The organism is Marinicella marina (genome assembly GCF_030065545.1).
Lineage (GTDB): Bacteria > Pseudomonadota > Gammaproteobacteria > Xanthomonadales > Marinicellaceae > Marinicella > Marinicella marina.
The window spans coordinates 77,148-97,888 of record NZ_JASJNC010000003.1; the positions used below are offsets into that span (position 1 = coordinate 77,148).

The following is a 20,741-nucleotide window of genomic DNA, read 5'->3' on the forward strand; positions in this document are numbered from 1 at the left end:
TTTGATACTGTATCTAATTGGATTCTCTCAGGCAAAAAAGTACTGAGAGTCTTTGATTAAATCTAAATTAAAATTACCCATCTCTGGGACTGGTGGGAGTTTATCCCGATACTTAGGCTCCAGCTGTTCACTAATGGAATCATGGAAGCTCTGAAGTACATTACCTTGGTACATGTCCACGAAGCTATCTCTCGTACACGCCTGAAGGGTGCTGGTGTCACACGCATGGGTCGCATAGGAATCATGAACCATAGAGAACGTAGTGACCCCATTATCGGCTGCTTGTAGCACAGTGAGCATGAGGTGAGAGGAGTCCAGAGAGTGAATCAAGTTTGGAGACACGCCCATTCCCTGCTTCCTCTTATCCAACGTGTACTCATCGGTGTTAAGACTAACCTGAGTCTTCTTACCATTGATATGAACACAGAGCCTACGAGACTTGAATCTCTTGTAGTGCTGTAGGACTGGGAATCCTACTGGTGTGTCCCATCTCAGAGGGAGTCCTGATTGAGACACCACACTCGCTACTTTCTTCAGGTAATCCATAGCAACCCTTGCAGCCACCACGACCTCTTGGATAGCCTCATAGGTTATTAGTGATAGATAACCAGCTGCTGCCCAGTTCTGATTACCAGCAAATAGATTAGGATGATTCTTCTTCAACCAATTAAGTATCTGATCTCTCATCCCATTCTGTGTGGCACCATAAGGTAGTGTCATCACTGGCTGCTTCACTGTGCTTCTAGTGATATGACCATCCCAGATAGCTGCAAACTTATTCCCAGTCATTGAGTCCCTACGGATCTTCTTAACCACAAGGTCTGCTACGTCCTGATAGATGTCATTAGGTTTCTCCCCAGGTACCAGGTTGGTAGCCTTAGCACCAATAGGATCTCTCAACATAGCAGAGAAGTTCTGGAGACCATTACAGCTCCCATCCATTGCGATAGGAATATAGGATAACATTTCATCACCTTGGACTTGGTACTGTAACAGCTCCAGAGCAACTGCTAGTGCTGAGAAGGGCTTGTCTGCTTCCATCCAGAACCCTGCGCCGTCCTTAGGGTTCATTGCTGAGTCCAAGATAGCCTCCATGTTCCTCATAGTCCACTCGACCCTTTCGTCATTGGAGACTTTATCAACACCCCAACAATTCGCTGCGTGTACATGAAGCCAGAAAGCACCGTCTTCACCTAGAGGTTTACCTTCAGCAAACAACATCAAACCTTTAGCCAGGTCAGTGCCCTGTGGTTGGAAGTAGTGTGGTAAAGGATAGATACGACCTCTGAAGTCTGCTGAGTGTGGGAAGTAAATGGCTTCCTCATCTTTGAATTTCTCTGCGATAGATAAGGTAGTGTTACTTGCTACTCTCTTACCTATCATCCGTGAATTCTGATCAAAGACAATAGCAGCCCTTACTGCATAGCGTTTGTACACCTCGGGATGCTGCATCTTCATGTCCTTAGGTGCCAACCTCCAGTCAGCAGGATACGCAGGTATCTCTAGATTCAGCTTGGATGGTAGGATCTCCTTACCCTCTGAGCCTATACGAATGTTATTGTCCCAACACCACTGAGCCACATCTAATGTGGTCTTGTTGACTTTGTAGGGCGTGGCTTGTACTAGGTTGATAGCTCTGTAGAATTCTTCTAGGTCATAAGCATCTAAAGCCTCTGAGTAGTTATCATCCAGAGTCTTGACTGACTTGTCTCGGGAGAAGACATCAGAGATATAGCCACCATCGTGCATGTTAGTCCAATCCAAAGGAGGATGCACCATAGGCATCTTTAAGGGCTTAAGGGTAGACATGTAGCTATGTGCAGAGTTAAGCCACTCAATAAGCTCCTGCTTAGGTCTGAGGACATTCTTACGGTACTTCCCCTTTGTGACTGCTGCTTGTTCCCAGTAATTAAATAATTCAATGGCAGCTTCAAGTAACCAGACACCCACATGCACCTTAACAGCTGTGTCCCACATGAGAGGAGCTACACCTGCATTAAGTAACAACTGGTTCACTGAGAACTTCTGTCTCATGTGATCCTGTAGGGTCTTCTGGTGTGCACGGTACTTATCGTGTTGCTTTTCATCTAATCTTCTAAAATTAATCTCAGAAAGAATAAAATTAGACAAGGCTATTGCACAGCTAGAGATGGCCTTATCTTGCTCAAGGTGCTCTGGGTCTACTAGGAGTCTTAAGGTGTGATGGGCTAACATCTGAGGATCAAAGTCCTGAATGTTCAGACAAGCCTTCTTACCCTTGGCAGCTTGACGTGCTTTAGAGCTGCCCTTGAATAGCTTTAACTTCTCATCTATGAATTCAGCTAGTGCTGGTGTGTTGTTACGTACCCATGAGAATTCTACTGGTGAAGACTCGAAGCTCTTATTACCCTCCAATCTCTTGTAATATTTCTCTTGACCTAATGCCAGGCACTCAGTCTCTAATTTCAATTGTCTTTCTAATAAGTTATTCTGCATTTAATATTTCCGATTAAGTATTCTATTGGATAGTGCAGGTTATAGACGTACCTTTAGATACTTAAGGATCCTTAAGACTCTATAGTTATATATTTATTATTCTTTATTAATTAATATAAATATTATTATTAAATCTATAGTGTCTTTAGTGTCTTTAGTATCTATAGGTGTCTTTATTACCCTATTTCTATGATGCACTTTTGTTTTTTTACTTTAGATATCATATCCTTACGGATAGTCATAGTCAAGTGATAAATTTGTCTAATTAAGTGTCTAAATTATTACTGTCTTTCTGAGGAAGTTACGTTGGGAACCTGTGTAACCTATTGAATCTTAACGGAATAAAATGGTGCCCGGAGGCGGAATCGAACCACCGACACGGGGATTTTCAATCCCCTGCTCTACCGACTGAGCTATCCGGGCAAACCAAGTTGAGACTGGTTGTCTCAAGGAACGCGAATTATAATAACCACTTATGTGACTGTCAAACTTTTAATGCAAAGTTTGGAAAAAAATCAGCCACTAGTCCTCATCTGGGGCATAACCCTGCGGTTTAACGTCTTCACCTTCAAATAAAAATGCCACCATCTTCTCTTCAATGATTTTGCGGTGATCAGGGTCTATCGGTGAAAAGTGGTTTTCATTGATGATCATGGTTTGTTGTGCCAACCACTCTTGCCACAGCTTTAAACTGACGTTTTGGTGAATTTTTTGCCCCAATTCACCCGGATAAGGGGTGTAGGGGATGGCTTCTTGATCGGCGCCGTATTTGATACAGTTAATGGTTGTCATGTTGGTTGAGTATGTGATTAAGGGCTTTTGGATGGGGGTATTGTTCGAGTTTTTCAATGTTTACCCACTTGATTTCAGGGTGATTTACAACTTGAGCAACATTGAATACATGAATTTGTAGAATCCTGTGGGTCAACTTATGGGTCAAACTGAAATGTTTTTTGGCATTGGGATGTGTTGCCAATAGGCTGTCTTTATCAGCGAAAACAGGCGGAAACCACAAGCTGGGCCATATTGAATGTTCATTCCTGAGCTCCAACGCAACATGTTGTTGATCGACACTCAAAACCACAAACAGGTCCACTTCAACTTGTTTCACCTTGCGCTTTTTCTGCGGATAATCAGCGATCACTCCTTTGGCTTTGGCCAAGCAGCTTTCAGTAATTGGGCACACATCACAACGCGGCTTGGTTTTGCTGCATAAAGTCGCGCCTAAATCCATCAAACCTTGGGTGTAAGCAGCAGGCTCATCAATTTCTCGATGTGCTTCTGCTAATTGCCAGAGTTGTTTTAAGGTGCTGCTCTTATTAGGCTCACCGTCAACCAGAAAATACCGAGCAAACACCCGCTTGACATTACCATCCATAATCGGCTCGGGTTGATTATACGCCAAAGACATGATGGCAGCGGCGGTAGAGCGGCCAATACCAGGCAATGCAATCAATTGATCCAAATCACGCGGTAAGGTGGCTTGGTGCTGATCGACACATATTCGTGCTGCTTTATGTAAATTTCGGGCGCGGTTGTAATAGCCCAACCCTGACCACAGTGCCAAAACCTGTTGTTCATCGGCAGCAGCCAAATCATTTAATGTTGGAAAAGCACTGATAAAGCGGTCAAAGTACTCAATGACTTTAATCACTTGGGTTTGTTGCAACATGATTTCGGACAGCCAAACATGGTATGGCTTTTCGGCTCCTGTGGTTTGCTGCCACGGCAGGTTTTTGCGCCCATGTTGGTGATGCCATTGCACCACCCTTTGACTGAATGAGATTGACTTCTGGGGTCGATTCAAATCAGTCGATGATGGCATCAACAAATTCAGCCGCTTTGTAGGACTTCAGGTCAGTTGATTTTTCGCCGACACCTATGAACCGCACGGGTATACCAAATTCAGCCGCCAGATTAAATAGCACACCACCTTTGGGGGTACCATCCAATTTGGTGATGACCACGCCAGATAAGGCATTGGCTTTGTTGAATTCTCTGACCTGTGAGATGGCGTTTTGACCGGTACCACCATCTATCACTATCAGCGTTTCATGTGGTGCAGTGTCATCGTTCTTTTGAATGACGCGAGAGATTTTTTCCAGTTCTTGCATCAAATTAGCCTGTGTGTGCAAACGCCCAGCAGTATCTGCAATCAGCACATCCATGTTGTGAGCTTTGGCTGAGGTCATGGCATCAAAGATGACTGAGGCCGAGTCTGCACCGGTTTTTTGTGCCATCACCGGAATGTCTTCTCGCTCACCCCAAGTTTTTAATTGTTCAACAGCTGCGGCACGAAATGTATCGCCAGCTGCCAGCATGACTTTTTTACCCATGCTTTTGTATTTTCTAGCCAATTTTGCAATGGTGGTTGTTTTACCCACACCATTGACGCCAACCACTAATATCACAAAGGGTTGTTTGCTCTCATCAATAATCAAAGGCTGCTCAACCACCTGTGCCAATTCAGTTAACTGCGCTTTAAGTGCATCAAAAACAGCATCTGAATCTGACAAATTACGCCGCTTGAGTGATTTCCTGACTTTTTCAATCACTTCCATGGTAGCAGTGGCACCCACATCGGCCATTAACAATGTGGTTTCTAATTCTTCGAACAAATCCTCATCAATTTGTTTTTTCAACGAAAGCATCTGTTTCATTTTTTTACCAAAATTATCATTGGTCTTGGATAATTGTTGGCTCAGTTGGTACTGATGTGGCTCAACACCTTGAGCCAGTAACTCAGGTGGCACCACAATCTCAACTTCAGCAGGCTCAGCTGCTGGGGTTGTTTGTTTTGGGTCAACCGCATCAATGGGTATTTCTTGGTTCATCACCCCAGCATCGTGTGCTGGTTGCGAGGCCGGCTTACTTGCCGCAGCGTCAGCATCAGCATCACTGGTCACTTGTTCAGTTACAGCGTCAGTTTTGAGCTTATCTTTGTCGGTTTTATTTTTGTTTTTTTTCTTAAAAAAGTTAATCATGAGGACTTCTTGCAGATTTCCGCTAAAATATGGCGCACATTCTACCAAAAACAAGTGTTTCAAGTACTATTAATAAGCTTGAACAAAATCAAACATGGGACTAATTCGAATCACTGGCGGCATCCACCGCTCCAGAAAAATAAAGGTTGAAGACCAACCTGGCCTAAGACCAACAGCCGACCGTGTGCGTGAAACCTTGTTTAATTGGCTGGGTCATAACTTACACGGCTGGTCGGTTTTAGACCTGTATGCTGGATCAGGTATCTTGGCCTTGGAAGCAGCCTCTCGCCATGCATCAGAGGTGATTTGTGTAGAAAACAACCGGCATGCTGTAATGCAGCTAAAAAACAACATAAACAGCTTGCAACTTGAGGGTGTCGAAGTCAGCTACCGTGATGCCAGTCAATTTGTACAATCCACATCTAAATGTTTTGACTTGATCTTTCTTGATCCACCCTTTGACAGCGATGAATTGGGGCCAATCAGTGATATAATCTCCTCGCTGGTAAAACCCAGCGGTTTTGTTTACCGTGAATACGGTTCATCACAAGAGATTACACCTTTGGATGATAACATTTGGCTGCTGTTGAAACATAAGCAAGCCGGACAGGTTCATTTCGAACTTTGGCAAAAACGATGACAAGATAAATTTTTTAAATATGACTAAAAAAACACCTACCATAGCCATCTATCCAGGCACATTTGACCCCATAACCAACGGCCATGCTGACTTGGTTAAACGCGGCGCTGAAATTTTTGATGAACTGGTTGTGGCCATCGCTGACTCCAGTCGCAAAGGTCCCTTGTTCACCTTGGATGAAAGAATCAACATGGCACAAGCCATCTTAAAGCCACTGCCCAATGTCAAGGTGGTTGGTTTTGATATTTTGTTGGCTGATTTCGCCACTCAAACAAAAGCCAATGTCATTTTGCGTGGTTTGAGGGCTGTGTCGGATTTTGAATACGAGTTTCAGCTGGCCAGCATGAACCGGCACTTGATACCAGATATTGAAACCATGTTTTTAACGCCCGCCGAACAATTCAGTTTCATTTCGTCCTCTTTGATCAAAGAAATCGCCATGTTAGATGGCGATGTGTCTGAGTTTGCTCATCCCATTGTGCAAGCGGCGCTGAAAGAAAAATTTGGGAATTGACCATGTCTTTGATCATCACCGAAGAATGCATCAACTGTGACGTTTGTGAGCCGGTTTGCCCCAATGAAGCGATATACATGGGCCCTGAGATATTTGAGATTGATCCTGAGCGTTGCACCGAATGTGTGGGTCATTTTGATGAACCACAATGTGCCGAAATTTGTCCCGTAGAATGTATCCCAAAAGACGAAAATAACGTGGAAACCGAAGCAGAACTGTTGCTTAAATACAAAAGATTAACCGAGGAATTATGAGAATATTATCATTGGCGTTGTGGGTTTTATTGAGCTTTTCAGTAGCCGCTGAGGCGCCCCAAAAAGCCGCCATAGCAAGCGCCCACCCAATGGCCACTGCTGCTGGCCACAAGATCCTTTCGCAGGGTGGAAATGCCTTTGATGCGGCCATCGCAGTTTCATCGACATTGGCGGTTGTAGAACAACAAAGCTCCGGCATTGGTGGTGGCGCTTTCTGGCTGTTACATCGCGCCAAAGATGGTAAAAACATCATGATTGATGGTCGTGAGGAGGCACCAGCTGCTGCCTATGCCGACATGTACCTGGATGAAAACGGCGATGTGAATCGTGATTTGGCCTTGTACGGTCCATTGGCTGCGGCCATCCCGGGTGAAATTGCTGGTTTTGAACACCTGGCCAAATACTACGGCAAACTGCCATTATCAGTCTCACTACAGCCGGCCATTGAAGCGGCTGAGAAAGGCTTTCCAGCCTACCCACGCATCATCAAAACCATTGAGCGAAAAGCCAAAGTGCTGAAACGCTACCCGGCATCGGCAGCGATTTATTTCCCCGATGGCGAAGTACCTAAAGAAGGTGAATTGATCATCCAAAAAGACCTGGCAAAAACATTAAAAGCAGTGGCCAAACATGGTAAAGCTGGCTTTTATGAAGGTAAAGTGGCCAAGAAAATGGTCAAAGCAGTGCAAAAACACGGTGGCATTTGGACTTTGGATGACTTAAAGAATTACACGGTCAAAGAACGCGAGCCCATCACCACCAATTACCGCGGCCACCAATTAGTTACGGCAGCACCACCTTCATCCGGTGGCATCGCCATAGCGACCATATTAAATATATTGTCTGCATGGGACTTAACTGCTTTAAAAAATGACGGCAATTCACCTAAACGCATACATTTAATTACCGAAGCCATGCGACGTGCTTACCGCGACCGCAGCATTTATTTGGGTGATACTGATTTTGTTGAGGTCCCGATTCAATTATTAACCCATCCTTATTATGCCGCAGGATTGCGCGCTGGTATCAACCCAACCAAAGCCATGCCATCTGAATTACTCCCTGGCATCAATGACAACCCCAAGGGTGAGGACACCACGCACTTTTCAATCATAGATACCGAAGGCAACTTGGTATCAGCCACCTTGACAGTTAACACTGGGCTGGCATCTGGCTTCATCGCCGATGGCACCGGTGTTCTATTGAATAACGAGATGGATGACTTCTCTGCCAAGCCAGGTGAACCCAATGCTTTTGGCTTAATTGGTGATGACGCCAATAAAATTGAACCGGGCAAAAGACCACTTTCGAGCATGTCTCCCACCTTCGTCTTTTCAGAGGACAAAGTGGCGGTCTTGGGTACACCCGGAGGCAGCCGCATCATTACCATGGTGTTGTTGGGTTTGTTAGACTATTTCGATGGCAATGACGTACATTCTTGGGTCAATAAACCACGTTACCACCACCAGTACCTACCTGATAAGTTGTACATTGAAAAAGGTGCTTTTGATGCTGCAACAATAGAGGCACTAAAAGCCAAGGGCCATGAAGTGGTTGAACACCGCGGTCATTGGGGCAACATGCATGCGGTTTCATGGAACAAGAAAACCGGTGAAGTCGATGCTGCCAGTGACCCCAGAACCACGACTGGTTCAGCAACAGTCAAGTAAGTCCAAAACACCATCAGATGACTGAATGCTTCAAAACCAATCAGTATTAAGTCATTTTTTTGAGTGGTAAGGGCTTAGCTGCAGCCAATATCTTTACTGTTACATTGCTTTTGAAATCAACAGCATCACGTGCTCATTGTTGGGCAAGCTTAACAATGCTTGTTCATCCAACATTTCATCTTCTGATGCAATCTTATTGATGCTTTTAACCAAGTACCCTTCAGCAAAAATGCTTTTGCATAATCTAACAGGATCTTTGTAACTTCTGGAATTGTATTCCATCAGTATTTGTAGCTCTTGATTGAAAGCTCTGATGCGTTTTGATCCATACCAAAACATCTCTTCACTGCCTTCAATATCGACTTTTATGAAGTCAATTTTTTCATCTTCTGGAATCAGGTTATCTAAGGTGTTTCCAGGCACTTCAACAGCCTGTTCTTCAGGTCTCATGTTGCCGGGGTTGTGTTTGAATTGACTCAGTCGGCCATTCATGGTTTTGTTGTTGCCAAAGGTAAGCTCAATAGAATCAACGGCTGCATCAAATATGGCGCAATTGATAACTTCCGCCTTAGACAGCAAAGCATTTACCTCCAAGGAATCTTTGATTAAGGCACACAGTTCAGGGTTGGCTTCAATGCTGTAAACCTTGCCCCCTGCATGACCAATCAAACCACACATCAACAATGTAAAATAACCAAAATTACCACCTAAATCAATCACATTCATGCCTGGCTGAATTATTTTGGCCATACATTCTGTGTTCTGTATTTCCCAGACACCTTTGGTCAACAGATGGCTACAAATTTTTCTGTCTCTGGTGTCAATGTAACAGTGAAAACGTCCCAGAATTTTACAAATGCCTGTTTGGTTACCAAGATAGGAATATTCTGTCATGGCGCGGATGGCTTTCAAGTTTTCAGTTCTGAGTTCACTGTGAGCCAGTCTTGACAGCAAAAAACCACCCAGATCATCAACTAATTCACCCATAAAAACATCTCAGAATTGTGCAAGAAAGCCTGCATGTTATCATATAATTATCATTATTCTGAGTTGTTACATATCGTATCCATATGATTCCCATTACTGCAGTGAATCAATTGATGTAAAAACTTTTAAAATACCACCATAAGGCACCAAGGCATGAAACTTTATTCAATCGAAGGCAATCGACAGAAACTTGATGCGGGGGCGATGTTTGGCAATGTGCCCAAAGCGCTTTGGTCCCGTTGGGTTGAAGTGGATGAACTCAATCGCATGGAACTGGCCTGCAGGGCTTTACTGGTTGAGGACTTAAACGGTAAAAATGTGCTGTTTGAAACCGGTATTGGCAATTTTTTTGAACCCAAACTAAAACAACGATTTGGTGTGTACGAAAACAATCATGTCCTGATTGATTCTTTGGCAGAAATTGGTTTCAAACCTGAAGACATTGATGTGGTTGTTTTGAGTCACTTACATTTTGATCATGCTGGCGGCATGTTAACTGCTTGGGATGAAAATAAACAACCTGAGCTGGTCTTTAAAAACGCTGAATACCTCATCGGCTCTGATCATTGGCAACGAGCCATTAATCCACATCCCAGAGATCGTGCTTCATTTATTCCAATTTTGCATGATTTACTGCAACTATCTGGTCGATTGAGACTGGTCAGTGGCACAACCCATGAAACATTGGGCCCTGATGTCATTTTCAGTTACACCAATGGACACACTCCAGGACTGATGCATGCGCAAGTGGGTGATTTGATTTTTGCCACTGATTTGATTCCTGGCTCAGCTTGGGTGCACATCCCAATATCTATGGGTTATGATAGATTCCCAGAATTACTGATTGATGAAAAAACATCATTCTTAAATAATGTGGTTAAGCATAATTGGCGCCTGTTTTTCACCCATGACCCTGATTTTTCAGTGGCCAACGTGATTGAAAATACTGGTCGCTATGAGGTATCAAGCCCCATCAAACAATTACAAGAGGAGATTTTATAATGTTACCCATCACAGGTTTATATGCAGGCATCTTAGGCATCATCATTTTATGGCTATGCCTTAATGTGGTTAAATTCAGACGTGGCCAAAGGGTTGAAATAGGCGACGGTGGCGATGCCCTTGGTATCAGACACATACGCGCCCAACAAAACGCCGTCGAGTATATACCCATCGCGCTGATTTTATTCGCTTTGGCTGAAATCAATGGTGGCAATCCCATCATGATGCACATCGTCGGTGTGGTGCTGGTTTTTGCACGATTGATTCACCCACTGGGTTTGGTTAAAAGCAAAGGGGCAAATTTTGGACGATTTTGGGGCACTCTATTGACTTGGGTGGCGCTCATCTTCTTGGCTGGTTATAACATAGGCCAATACATTGGGAACCTGCTTTGAATGAACTGATTCAATTACTGCCTAAAGCCGAATTGCATATGCACATAGAAGGCAGTTTAGAGCCTGAACTGATGTTTAAACTGGCCGAACGCAATGGCATAGAGTTGCCATATGATTCAGTCGATGAATTAAAGGCCAAATACAACTTTAATAATTTACAAGAATTCCTCGATATTTATTATCAAGGATGTGCCGTGCTGCAAACAGAACAAGACTTTTATGATCTGGCTTGGGCTTATTTAGAAAAAGCCAAAGACGATCATGTGGTTCATACAGAAATCTTTTATGACCCGCAATCACACACAAATCGTGGCATTCCATTTGAAACAGCCATCAATGGCCTGTATCGTGCCTTCGATGATGCACAAAATCAACTCGGCATCAGCTTTCACATCATTGCTTGTTTTCTGCGTCATTTACCAGAACAAGATGCTTTAGACTTATACCCTAAGATATTTGAAAATCGAGATAAAATCTTAGGCATTGGCTTGGATTCTTCGGAGATGGGGCATCCACCTGAAAAATACCAAAAGGTATTTGCTCAAGCCAAAAAAGATGGTTTCAAAGTGGTTGCTCACGCCGGTGAAGAAGGTCCAGCAGCGTATGTTCGCGAAGCGATTGATATATTACAGGTAGACCGGATTGACCATGGTAACCGTTGTTTGGATGACGACATACTGACCGCACAAATTGCCAAAGCGGGGTTGGCATTGACTGTTTGCCCGTTATCGAATTTAAAACTACAAGTGGTTAAAGACTTAAAAGACCATCCCATTAAAACCATGTTAAACAAAGGTTTGATGGCCACCATCAATTCTGATGACCCGGCTTATTTTGGTGGGTATATCAATGACAATTTTTACCAATTGGCCGAGGCTGTCTCGTTATCTGATGATCAAATCTTTACCTTGGTTGAAAATTCTTTCAAAGCCAGCTTTCTGCCCGAGAGTATCAAAGAGATTCATCTTAAGGCGCTGAATTCATTTGGATCACATGAATAAGCTAAAGCATAGCTAGCAATGAAGCCTGTTGATCTGACAATATATTTTTGTAGGCCGTATCTAGTGCTACGGCCTCTGGAATTGTATTAAATGGTTCAAACATGGGGATGTGATCTCCCTGCCAAAACCCTTGAAACTCACCATTTTCAAATTGTTTTTGAAAAATCTCACCAGCAAGCATGTATTCTCCTTCAACCATCGCAATAAATGCCTTTTTAGTTTCATTGTTATGATCTGGGTACTCTGCCAGAAATTGTTTTAATTGTGTCAAGACTCGATTGGCCTTGTCATCTTCACCGACCTGTTTCCACATCCAAATCAAATTAATGGTTGAATCGAAATTATAATGAGTGACTTCATAAAGCGCATCATTCTTACCAGGGTATAATTGCAATATAGCAGCAATGGCTTCGGTGTAATTTTTCAACAGCATTTGATTAAAAGCCCAATTTCCTTTCAATGCCAAATTTTCTGGGTCATTTTGCATTTTAAGCGCATATCGGTCTGCGGCACGCTGATAATCAGATTGATACATATCTATATTGGCCTGAGTGAATACAAGGCCTTGGAAATCAGGAGCGCTGCTTGCGATGATTTCGACTTGCTCTTTGGCTTGTTCAATCAGGCCAATATCAATGTAATAATTAGCTAAATGTAATCTTCTGCCCCAATTACCAGGGTCAAGTTCAACAGCTTTGTGCTGCCAGACTATGGCCAAATCAAGCCTGCCTTGTTGGGCATAAACAACTGCTTTACCGCTTGGCCCACCAGAAAAATTAGGGTCAAATTCAATGATGCGATCAAATTGTTGCATTGCTTGTTCTTTTTCGCCGGCTTCCAATAGTTTAAAACCGATGTTAGACTGAATCACTGGAGACAGTGGATCTGACTCAGCTGCTTTTCGATACAACATCAGTGATTTATTCTCATCTCCCATGGAGTCAGCCAACAAACCATACCAATGATAAGCGGTAGCGTATCCTGGGTTTATGTTGATGGCTCGCTCAAAAAGGTTCATGGCAGCCTCAAATTGTTTTTTTTCACGCAAATAGTTGGCCTTAGAGGTAACTGCTTCGGCAGATGATGGATCCAATGACAAAGCCAATTCCAATTTAGGTTCTCCATTGGCAAACATGTCTTCACGACTCACTCCAGCGTATTCATTTAACAAGCTCCACACATCAGCTTGGCCTACATAAGCCAAAGCGTATTGAGGGTCTAGTTCAGTGGCTCTTTCAAACAGACTCAATGCTTCACGCAATGACTCACTGCTCCGTTCCAACATGCGTTGACGTCCTGCAAGATATGCATTGTAAGCATCGATATTGGTGGTTTGTTGTTTCCGCAATGAGATTACTTCTGCGTCTGTCAGTTCAGCTTCAAGCGCGAATACGATACTTTCAGAAATCTCACTTTGAATTTGAAATATATTGCTGGCAGTTAATTCACGGTTGTAAGTTTCAGACCAAACTGGCTCATCAGTAGCCGCATTAATCAACTGCACATTGAACCTGATTGATTGGCCGGCACGTTGTACCCCACCTTCCAGGATGTGCCCTACGCCCAACTCTTGGGACACCTCTTTAATGCTTTTGGGGTTATCTTTGTACTTTAAGACTGAAGTTCTGGAAATGACTTTCAAGTCAGATATTTTTGACAAATGGGTAATTAAGTCATCGTGCAAGCCAACAGTGAACGGTTCGTTGTCTGCCGATTGGGCGATGTTGGTAAAAGGCAAAACGGCAATTGATTGGTCATCAATTGCTGGCAATGACTGTGTTACCTCACCAGCCAATGATTGGCTTGTTATATCAATTGATTCATCTTCGTCGCGCCAGTGTTGCCACAAACTCATCAAGCCAACCAACACCAGCACAAACATTGTGACGTAATCAAGTTTTTTGGCTTTTTGTCGGTCTTGAAATTCATTGGACTCAACATCTCTGTCGCGCTTGATACCATCCGGTGTCATTTCAAACGCCCAAGCAAATAACACGGTTGGTATTAACCCTAACAACACAAATGCCATTAACATGCGATTGGCACTGGCATCGACTTCTAATGCCTCGAAAACCACATCCCCGACCTGTAACAACAACCAAGCTATGACCACGTAGGCAGCCGTCACTCGAAAGACATTGCGGCGCTTCAATTCTGCAAATAAACTCATGGGATTATTGTATGCGCAACATTAACGATTAATCAATCACCCGTGCTGACATACTTCAGGCTTCATTCAGTTTTGATGGACGTTCACGGTGGGATTCTATCAAGGCCTGAAAATCAGTGTCATCCCTGATGAAGTCCCAATGAGGATCAAGCTTCAAATACCAATATTTAAATCCGCTCGGCGTATTGAGCATGCGCTCTATTTCGCTCAACGCCCGAGCTCGATCGCCAACCAAAGCCAACACATACACCGCAGTTGAATGGATCAGTGGCCCATCAATTGGATCCTTTTCAAGTGTCAGCGTACGCATCGCTGCCTCTGCCAGTGCAATGGCTTCTTGATGCTGACCTAAAAACGCTTTGACCAGGCCCAATTGGCTTTGATTCAATGCCAAATTAAATGCATCTTGTGAAACATCCAGCGGTTCTAATGCCTGCAACGCCAGATTAAATTCATGCATGGCTTGTACCTCTTGGTCCAAAAATTGATGCATCTGTCCTCTTTCTATGTGCAGCATTCCAGGATACATGGCATAGAACTCCACCACTTCGGGTTGGTGTAATGTGGCTATCACAGCTTTATAATCTCGCTCTAAATAAGCCAAATTTATGGTACTGGCCACATAAGCATCGCCGGTATTGGGATGGATGGTTTGATAAACCCGGCGGGCTTGTTGTAAATCACCTGACTGTGCAATGGGTAACTCTACGGCCAGTGCCCCCAAGTCACTGCTTGTTGGAAACCGGTTTAATGCGTCATCCATTAATTCACTGGCTTTTTCGTAATCACCAACAATGAACAAAGTCTCGATGGCGTGGTAGATGTTGTTTTGATCCCCAGGATTCAACTCATCAGCAAGCAGTAAATTATCAATGGCTTTTTGCCATTGACCCAAACGCCGTTGGGTGAGAGCCAGTGACTGTAAAATTTCTGCATCGTTGGGGCGTTTCTGATGAGCCATAAAGAGATAATCAAGGGCTTTTTTGTAATCTAAGAATATGCGATAAAAATATTCTCCCTGGGCTGCCAGTACGGCTGGGTTGGTCGGATCAAGGGCTATGGCTTTATCCAATTCTTGTTTGGCTTGTGCCACCCTGGCTTCACTGACGTCATCACCAATCCAATAAATAGAACTGTGCGCATTGACCACCAAAAGTTGTGCCATCAAAAATTGTGGATCTGCCTGTACCGCCGACTGAGCTTGTTCCAAGGCCATACGATATTTTTTCGCATTGTAGCCACTGTCATACATGATGGCACGTGCTTTGGCATACGCCTCCCACGCTGCCAAGCTGTTGGTCGCTTGATTATCCAGGATGCGTTCATCTTGTGGCGACAACTGACCTTTGATTGCTTTAACAATTTGTTTGGTGATGGCAGATTGAATGTTGAATATGTGATCGACACTCATCTCTAAATCATATGTTTTGGCCCAAAGGTGTGCATCGGTCTTCACATCAATCAACTGGGCATTGACCCTGATTCTGTTGCCAGCCCTCTGGATACCACCCTCGAGTATCACCGCGGCACCTAATTCTGCAGCAATCACAGGCAAAGGCTTATCAGAATCACGGTATGACATCACCGAGGTTCTGGAAATCACCTTTAAGCCAACAATTTGAGTTAACTGGGTCAAAATATCATCGTGCATGCCATCGGTAAAAAACAAATCATCGGGGTTATTACTGCGATTGACAAATGGCAGCACTGCAATGGTGTTCAGTAACTCTTGTGACAATGCAGCATCAATGCTGCCGATACCACTTGAATTAACTGGTATAACAGCCGAACGTTGGGGGTTGAGCTGAAGCTCTGATGTTTGAAATGGCCGCCAAATCATCAATACCACTAACATCAAAACAGCAAACAACGTCAACAAATCCAATCGTTTGGCCGTAACATCTGTGATGGATTGCTCTTTATCAATTTCTGATTCTTTGCGGATGCCATCTGGGGTGATTTCATAGGCCCAAGAAAAAACCAAAACCATTGGAAAGGTAATGATGAGAATACTCACCACCATGGCATCAAACCAGTCAGGTAAGTTCAGCGCATCCTCTAAAGTAGCAGCCACTTGGATCAATAACCATGCAACCACCAAGAAAGCCAGCGCCACCCTGAACACATTGCGCCGTTTTAATTCATTAATGAAATTCATGGTAGATACCTCTCCGTCAGTTTCATGAGTTTCTCACTCTCTTTAATGAAATTTTCAAAGTTAAAAACTTTGGTGTCATTGACCGCAATCTGGAACTGTAGATTAAACAGCATATCTGGCAATGAACGAAGCAGTTCAGCGGTTTGCATTAGTTTTTCATCAGGATAATCGAGGTCACATGTGGCTGGCAATTTGGATGAAAACGCATTGGCCACTGCATAGACTTCATCGCCACATTGATTTTTGATCGCATCTTGAATGGCCACAGGAATATGACCTCGAGCAAACTCACGATACGGTGCCACTTTGGTAACTTGGTCAATTTTAGAAAAGTCTACGGCATAATAGCCAAATATTTGGGCCTTCAATGCTTCATCTTGGATGAGGTTGATTTGACCTGTACTGAGCATTTCATTATAGGTGGCTCGATTACTCCAAGCACTGTTCACCTGAGTGGCTTGATAAGCACCAATAACGAATTGTTCATCACTGACATCACCCACTTGATTCAAGGCATCAACCGCAGTCAAGGCATAATTACGCACCACAGCCTGATATTGCAGTTCAGCTTGTATTGACAGAATGTCATTGGTTAAATCATGATGAATTCGTTTCAACAGGATTTTGGCTTGTCTTTCGCCAGCCAATTGATCATTCCAATTGGCCACTTGGATGCCAATAAAAACACCTATGATCACAATCACTAAGTCAATAAAAACTGCGAACCAGTTTTGAGTTTTGACGTGTTTGCTGATGCTGCGCAGAATCACTGTCTATATTGTATTTGTTGAAAATGCTGCAAAAAAATATTCCCCTCTCTGATTGCACATTTATCATAGATTAAAACCAGACTTCATTCAATCAGTAAACTTATGTCTACCTGGTCTGAATAATTAATTGAGCAAAATGGCGTCATTGCTACAGGCATTTCACTGCTTCGCAATGACGTTCATTTTTATGATTTATTGACTTATATTCAGCTTTTAACTAGCTCTGACAAATCAGCCACACAGCCTGTTAAAGCAGCAACTTGTGTCAGCTGTGTCAAACGATTGATCTTGATTTGTTCATCATCGGCATTGACCATCACTTCCTCAAAGTAGTGATCCAATGGCGAGGCCAAGGCTGAAATTGACTCATAAGCCTGCTCATATTGGTGACCATCAATCAAATCCTTGATGCCATTATTAACCGCGTTTAAACTCTGGAACAGTTCATTTTCTGCCGACACTTCAAACAAAGCAGGATTGACTTGGTTGGTATAGATATCGACCGGTAAATCCTTGTTGGATTTATTGATGATGTTGGTTGATCTTTTGTTGGCCTCAATCAATGATTTGGCAAAGGGTTGTGCTTTGAACGCTACTGTGGCTTTCACTCGGGCATCAAAATCAACCAGATCCACTGGGTTCATGGCACTGACAGCAGCAACCACATCATGTGAAATACCCGTGGATTGATACTGGTTTTTCAGGCGATCCAAGAAAAAGTTATCCACATCAATTTTGATCTCGCTATCAACCACAAAACCCAGACCTGCAAAAGCTTGTTGTAACAAGTCTTGGTAGCCAATCGTAATTTTCTTGTCTTTCAATATATTGATGATTGAGAGGGTTGCTCGACGCAGTGCAAATGGATCTTTCGAACCAGAGGGTTTTTTGCCGACGGCGAAAATACCACACAGGGTATCAACTTTATCAGCAATGGCCACGGCTTGACCCAAAGCGGTAGCGGGTAAATCATCGCCGACGAACTTGGGTAAATATTGATCGCGAATGGCTTGAGCCACCTCATCTGATTCACCCTGAGCAGTCGCGTAATACCCACCCATCAACCCTTGTAAGTCAGGAAACTCATCAACCATGTCACTCATCAAATCAGTCTTTAACAAGTCAGCTGCCCGATCAGCATCTGCTAATTGATAACCCAACTGAGGCTGCATCCAATGCAATAATTTTTTTACCCTTTGGCATTTATCAGCCAAAGTTCCCAAAGTCTTCTCAAACACCATCTTCTCAAGCAAAGGAATGTTATCAGCCAAAGGTCTGGCTTGGTCCTTTTCCCAAAAGAACCTGGCGTCAGCCAAACGCGGTGTGATGACTTTTTCAAAGCCTTTTTTCACTGCCGCTGGGTTTTTTGAATCAATATTCGCCAGAGCCACAAAATACGGCATCAACTCACCATTTTTCGATTCGACTGAGAAATACTTTTGGTGCTTTTCCATGGAGGAAATTAATGCCTCTTTGGGCACCGCCAAAAAGTCTTCATTGAACTCACCCAACATCGCGACAGGTTTTTCCACAATACTGGATACCTCTGATAACAGGCTTTGGCTGATTTGTGCCACACCATTAACTCTTTCAGCCGCTGTTTGTACTTGTTGTTTGATCAATGCCTCACGCGCAACCTGATCAACCATGATGTGCGCATCCTGCAAGGCACTGACATAATCTCTGGCATGTGCAATGGTGATGAATTCGTTGTGGTGGAAGCGGTGACCCAAACTTTGGTTGGTGGTTGTCAAGCCGAATAATTCCAATGGGATGACTTCGCTGTCTTTTAATAACACCATCCAATGAACTGGACGGATAAAACTGTAATCATTACTGCCCCAACGCATGGGCTTTGGAATGGGTAATTGTTTGATGGACTGAGCAATCATTGCCGGCAACACCGTTTTAATGCTTGGTCCTTTTTCAAGTACGGTGTAAGCCAAATACTCACCCTTATCAGTTGCGATACGAGTCAATTCACTGACCTCAACACCTACCGACCTGGCAAAACCCATGGCCGCTGGCTTGGCATGACCTGCCTCATCAAAAGCAGCCGCCACAGCTGGGCCGCGTTTCTCAGTTTGTTTATCTGCCAATTGCTCAGTAATGTCATTGAGCTGAAAAGCCAAACGCCGCGGTGAAGCAAACCACCTTGAATCGGCTGCGTATTCAAATCCTTCAGCCTGTAATTGTTTTGTTACACCTGTAAACAGCGCTTCGGCCAAGCCGTACAGGGCTTTTGGAGGTAATTCTTCACAGCCCAACTCAAATAAAATATCAGCCATGATTATGCTCCTTCCTTATTTTTAAGACCCGGAAAACCTAAGGCCTCGCGTGATTGGTAATACATTTGTGCCACTTGTTTTGACATATTCCTGACTTTCAAAATAAACTGCTGACGTTCGGTGACACTGATGGCCTTTCTGGCATCCAACAAATTAAACAAATGCGAAGCTTTCAAGGCTTTTTCATACGCTGGAAGTGGCAATTCTTTTTCAATCAATTGCAAACAAGCTTGCTCTGCTTCATTAAAATTATCAAATAAAGTGGGCACATCGGCCTGTTCAAAATTATAAGCAGACTGTTCGACCTCGTTTTGGTGATAAACATCACCGTAAGTCACAGTGCCATTGGGTGTTTCCGCCCAAATCAAATCATAAATACTGTCTTTGTTTTGTAAGTACATGGCCAAACGCTCTAAACCATAAGTGATTTCACCCATCACTGGTTTACACTCCAAGCCGCCCACTTGTTGAAAGTAGGTGAATTGCGTCACTTCCATGCCATTGAGCCAAACTTCCCAGCCCAAACCCCAAGCACCAAGGGTCGGTGACTCCCAGTTATCTTCAAGAAACCTGATGTCATGTTCTAAAGTATCCACACCTATGGCTGCCAGTGATTTCAAATACAACTCCTGAATGTCTTTCGGCGAGGGTTTCAGTACCACTTGGAATTGGTAGTAATGTTGTAAGCGATTGGGGTTTTCACCGTAACGACCGTCGGTCGGTCGACGACAAGGCTGAACGTAAGCACTGTTCCAAGGTTCAGGCCCAATCGAACGCAAGAATGTGGCGGGATGAAAAGTACCGGCACCCACTTCTAAATCCAACGGTTGGATGATCACACAACCGTGCGCAGCCCAAAACTCTTGGAGCTTAAGGATTAAATCCTGAAATGTGAGAAATTCGTGGTTATTGTCCATGTCGAAATCAAGGAATTAACAAACCCTGCATTATACTTGACCAGCCAGAATTTACACCATGTCTGTCATGATTTTGCTGGAAATATTTAGCCTACCAGTGCCACTAATTCCAACCACCTTGACCCCAATTCATCACATCCCAGTCCCAAGCTTCATTTTGGCAGATGATGTTGACATCATCCACCCCGCCTACCGGCAGCGAATTCCCTGAATGATTGGTCAAAAAGCAGGTTTGTTGTTGTGGCTGGTCAGGTAAATTTTTCAATACAACACGCCATGCCGCACCAACGTTCACGGCACATTCGAAATAGAAAGCCCCAGCAGCACTCAAAGTGATTTCTTCATAGCCAGAATCACTGAATAACTCCAGCACCAGAGCGTCAGAGGTCAAACCGACCACTTGTCCACCAATTAAAAAGCTGTTTTCAAAGCCGCTTTTGAATACCAAATCATTGGCCCTTAAACAACCACTGAAAATCAACATTATTAATACCATTTTCAACTTCATCATAGGCT

At 43.6% G+C, this 20,741-nt stretch carries 18 protein-coding genes and 1 tRNA gene; 7 read left to right on the forward strand and 12 right to left on the reverse strand.

Features of this window, described 5'->3' with window-relative positions; all coding sequences use genetic code 11:
* Positions 1 to 27: 27 nt before the first annotated feature.
* From QNI24_RS05335 to ftsY, 5 genes are all read right to left on the reverse strand, one after another.
* Positions 28 to 2,475, reverse strand: a complete 2,448-nt coding sequence (locus QNI24_RS05335; RefSeq protein ID WP_283708566.1) for a DNA-directed RNA polymerase — start codon at positions 2,473 to 2,475, stop codon at positions 28 to 30.
* A gap of 347 nt (positions 2,476 to 2,822) precedes the next feature.
* A tRNA-Phe gene (locus QNI24_RS05340) sits at positions 2,823 to 2,898 on the reverse strand.
* 99 nt (positions 2,899 to 2,997) lie between these two features.
* A complete protein-coding gene (locus tag QNI24_RS05345) occupies positions 2,998 to 3,267 on the reverse strand; it encodes an oxidative damage protection protein (RefSeq protein ID WP_267175507.1) in 270 nt (89 codons plus the stop codon).
* Positions 3,254 to 4,300 carry an A/G-specific adenine glycosylase gene (gene mutY / locus QNI24_RS05350; RefSeq protein ID WP_267175506.1) on the reverse strand — a complete coding sequence of 349 codons (1,047 nt, stop codon included), beginning with the start codon at positions 4,298 to 4,300 and terminating at the stop codon, positions 3,254 to 3,256. Before mutY ends, QNI24_RS05345 begins: the two co-directional genes overlap by 14 nt.
* Positions 4,284 to 5,459, reverse strand: coding sequence for a signal recognition particle-docking protein FtsY (gene ftsY, locus QNI24_RS05355; protein WP_267175505.1), 1,176 nt, complete (start codon positions 5,457 to 5,459; stop codon positions 4,284 to 4,286). The genes mutY and ftsY overlap by 17 nt, the downstream gene beginning before the upstream one ends.
* A 94-nt stretch (positions 5,460 to 5,553) precedes the next feature.
* Here ftsY and rsmD point away from each other — a divergent pair, with 94 nt between their 5' ends.
* The 4 genes from rsmD to ggt are packed head-to-tail and all read left to right on the forward strand — an operon-like array spanning position 5,554 to position 8,537.
* Positions 5,554 to 6,099, forward strand: a complete 546-nt coding sequence (gene rsmD / locus QNI24_RS05360) for a 16S rRNA (guanine(966)-N(2))-methyltransferase RsmD (protein WP_267175504.1) — start codon at positions 5,554 to 5,556, stop codon at positions 6,097 to 6,099.
* 19 nt (positions 6,100 to 6,118) lie between these two features.
* Positions 6,119 to 6,613, forward strand: coding sequence for a pantetheine-phosphate adenylyltransferase (gene coaD, locus QNI24_RS05365; protein WP_267175503.1), 495 nt, complete (start codon positions 6,119 to 6,121; stop codon positions 6,611 to 6,613).
* Positions 6,614 to 6,615: 2 nt separating this feature from the next.
* Positions 6,616 to 6,867: a YfhL family 4Fe-4S dicluster ferredoxin gene (locus QNI24_RS05370; protein WP_267175502.1), complete on the forward strand. Its 252-nt coding sequence runs from the start codon at positions 6,616 to 6,618 to the stop codon at positions 6,865 to 6,867.
* Positions 6,864 to 8,537 carry a gamma-glutamyltransferase gene (gene ggt / locus QNI24_RS05375; protein ID WP_267175501.1) on the forward strand — a complete coding sequence of 558 codons (1,674 nt, stop codon included), beginning with the start codon at positions 6,864 to 6,866 and terminating at the stop codon, positions 8,535 to 8,537. The genes QNI24_RS05370 and ggt overlap by 4 nt, the downstream gene beginning before the upstream one ends.
* Positions 8,538 to 8,636: 99 nt before the next feature.
* Here the strand turns inward: ggt and QNI24_RS05380 are convergent, their stop codons facing one another.
* On the reverse strand, positions 8,637 to 9,524 hold the full coding sequence (locus QNI24_RS05380; protein ID WP_267175500.1) for an FkbM family methyltransferase: 888 nt from the start codon (positions 9,522 to 9,524) through the stop codon (positions 8,637 to 8,639).
* Positions 9,525 to 9,677: 153 nt separating this feature from the next.
* Here QNI24_RS05380 and QNI24_RS05385 point away from each other — a divergent pair, with 153 nt between their 5' ends.
* The 3 genes from QNI24_RS05385 to QNI24_RS05395 are packed head-to-tail and all read left to right on the forward strand — an operon-like array spanning position 9,678 to position 11,922.
* On the forward strand, positions 9,678 to 10,526 hold the full coding sequence (locus QNI24_RS05385; RefSeq protein ID WP_267175499.1) for an MBL fold metallo-hydrolase: 849 nt from the start codon (positions 9,678 to 9,680) through the stop codon (positions 10,524 to 10,526).
* Entirely contained in the window at positions 10,526 to 10,921 is a 396-nt protein-coding gene (locus QNI24_RS05390) for an MAPEG family protein (protein ID WP_267175498.1), read from the forward strand. The genes QNI24_RS05385 and QNI24_RS05390 overlap by 1 nt, the downstream gene beginning before the upstream one ends.
* Complete coding sequence (locus QNI24_RS05395; protein WP_267175497.1) at positions 10,918 to 11,922, forward strand: adenosine deaminase; 1,005 nt, start codon at positions 10,918 to 10,920, stop codon at positions 11,920 to 11,922. Before QNI24_RS05390 ends, QNI24_RS05395 begins: the two co-directional genes overlap by 4 nt.
* A gap of 1 nt (position 11,923) precedes the next feature.
* Here QNI24_RS05395 and QNI24_RS05400 read toward each other — a convergent pair whose 3' ends face one another.
* From QNI24_RS05400 to QNI24_RS05425, 6 genes are all read right to left on the reverse strand, one after another.
* A complete protein-coding gene (locus QNI24_RS05400; protein ID WP_267175496.1) occupies positions 11,924 to 14,092 on the reverse strand; it encodes a hypothetical protein in 2,169 nt (722 codons plus the stop codon).
* Between the two features lie 55 nt (positions 14,093 to 14,147).
* Positions 14,148 to 16,250: a tetratricopeptide repeat protein gene (locus QNI24_RS05405; protein WP_267175495.1), complete on the reverse strand. Its 2,103-nt coding sequence runs from the start codon at positions 16,248 to 16,250 to the stop codon at positions 14,148 to 14,150.
* Positions 16,247 to 17,020, reverse strand: coding sequence for a DUF6090 family protein (locus QNI24_RS05410; protein ID WP_267175494.1), 774 nt, complete (start codon positions 17,018 to 17,020; stop codon positions 16,247 to 16,249). Before QNI24_RS05410 ends, QNI24_RS05405 begins: the two co-directional genes overlap by 4 nt.
* Before the next feature lie 206 nt (positions 17,021 to 17,226).
* On the reverse strand, positions 17,227 to 19,308 hold the full coding sequence (gene glyS / locus QNI24_RS05415; RefSeq protein ID WP_267175493.1) for a glycine--tRNA ligase subunit beta: 2,082 nt from the start codon (positions 19,306 to 19,308) through the stop codon (positions 17,227 to 17,229).
* A 2-nt stretch (positions 19,309 to 19,310) separates the two neighbouring features.
* A complete protein-coding gene (gene glyQ / locus QNI24_RS05420; protein ID WP_267175492.1) occupies positions 19,311 to 20,225 on the reverse strand; it encodes a glycine--tRNA ligase subunit alpha in 915 nt (304 codons plus the stop codon).
* 103 nt (positions 20,226 to 20,328) lie between these two features.
* Positions 20,329 to 20,733 (reverse strand): hypothetical protein, encoded by a 405-nt coding sequence (locus QNI24_RS05425; RefSeq protein WP_283708567.1) that lies wholly within the window; start codon positions 20,731 to 20,733, stop codon positions 20,329 to 20,331.
* Positions 20,734 to 20,741 lie beyond the last annotated feature (8 nt).